This is a genomic window from Mesorhizobium sp. M2A.F.Ca.ET.067.02.1.1, from assembly GCF_004023285.1.
GTDB lineage: Bacteria > Pseudomonadota > Alphaproteobacteria > Rhizobiales > Rhizobiaceae > Mesorhizobium.
This window is the reverse complement of sequence record NZ_RZSB01001066.1, coordinates 1-1,483: the sequence shown is the minus strand read 5'-3', so window position 1 is coordinate 1,483 and position 1,483 is coordinate 1. Positions and strand designations below refer to the sequence as shown.

Below are 1,483 nucleotides of genomic sequence, written 5' to 3'. Positions count from 1 at the left end.
GGTCAACAGAGAGTGCGATCTTGCTGGGTTCGGAGCGGAGCAGCGCTGCCGCAGGTGCATGCCAAAAGCTGTCGATGCGCATCTCAGGCGGACAAGCGGCGACGTTCCAAACGTCGCCGCCCGCCCTGCACAAACGATCATTCAGACACGAACAGCGGCTGGACCTTCGACCACTGATCGGCGGTGCGGAAGCCACCACGATCGGTGTAGGACTCGACCGGGAATTTCATCCAGCGCGGCAGCCAGCCATCGACTTTTTGCCGGCCGTTTTCCCCGGCAAGAAAGTCGCGCAAAATCTTCTTTTGCGTCTTCAGTTTCTCCGATGCGTTGCCGTCCGCGACGTCACTGCCGCCGACATCGGCGAGTATTGCGTTGGCGACTTGCCTGTCGCGCAACAGCTCGAAGAAGGCATCGTCGGCTTGCCAATGGGTGCGCATGTCGAGGCCAAGATGATTGCCAACCGCCTCGACCACGCCGCCAAGCGTTTCGGCCATGACGAGCCCCAGAACACGCAGGACTTCGTCGTCCGGAAGCGTCAGCAGCCGGGCAAAGACGCTGGCCAGCGCGAAATCGTCGCCATTGCCGTCGGCGACCGGACCATCCTCGTCGGGCTGGCCAAGCAGGGCCAAGCCCTCGCGCCGCTTGTCGGCAAATGCCGCTTGCGCCTTGCAAGCCGCAATGCTGGTCGCCACTGCCTCGTTGGCGGGGCGTTGCGGATCTGGACGCACCTGCCACAGGCCCGAGCCAACAATCGCGTGGGCCACCATCAGGCGCAGCGCGACACCGGAATGGTCGAGCAGGCTGAGGCGCACAGCGGCGTGACGATGCAGATCGACATAGTTCTGCATGGGCCCGCTCAGTTCGGGGCGCGAGGGTTTTGCAGGCTGTTCGGCGTCCTCGCCGACCTCGCCATTCGAGCGCGTGCGGCGGGCTTCCTTGCGCGACAGATAGCCCTCGTGCGCCTCGACCTCGCCGCGCTGCGAGACTGTTATGACAACCTTGCCGCCTTTTTTCCTGGGGGTCTTTTCGTAATCCCACGAGTGAAAATACTGGCCGGGTTCGAGCACCACGACTTGCGCCCAACCGGCTTCGAGATAGGCGCCACGCTTGGCCACGATCGCCTCGTTCTGCTTCTGCCAGAACAGGTCCGCGTCGGCGAAAAAACTGTCCTCGCCGAACAGATCGGAGACGATCAGGCCAGAATAATCCTCGATGGGAAACAGCGCCACCTTGGTCGAGATCGACTGGCCGCCGAACAGCCATTGTTTTAGCTGCCAGCCGCGCGGTGCGCGGTTGTCGGGATCGGCATAGAGCTCCAGCCAATCCTTCTGCTGCGCCTTGGAAGCCATGGTCAAATGGCGCACGGTCTCGGTGTCGATCTCCTCGCGGCGATAGGCTTCGCGGATCTTCGGCAAGAGGGCACCCAGCGCCAGAATACGCTTCACCTGAGGCTCGGTGAGGCCAAAAGTGGCGGCGATATCGG

1 protein-coding gene is annotated in these 1,483 nt (G+C 62.8%); it reads right to left on the bottom strand.

All coding sequences use genetic code 11. The annotated features are described in order from the left end of the window. Positions 1-137: 137 nt before the first annotated feature. On the bottom strand, positions 138-1,483 hold a 1,346-nt coding region (locus EOA28_RS35445; protein WP_128315831.1), incomplete at its 5' end, for a chromosome partitioning protein ParB.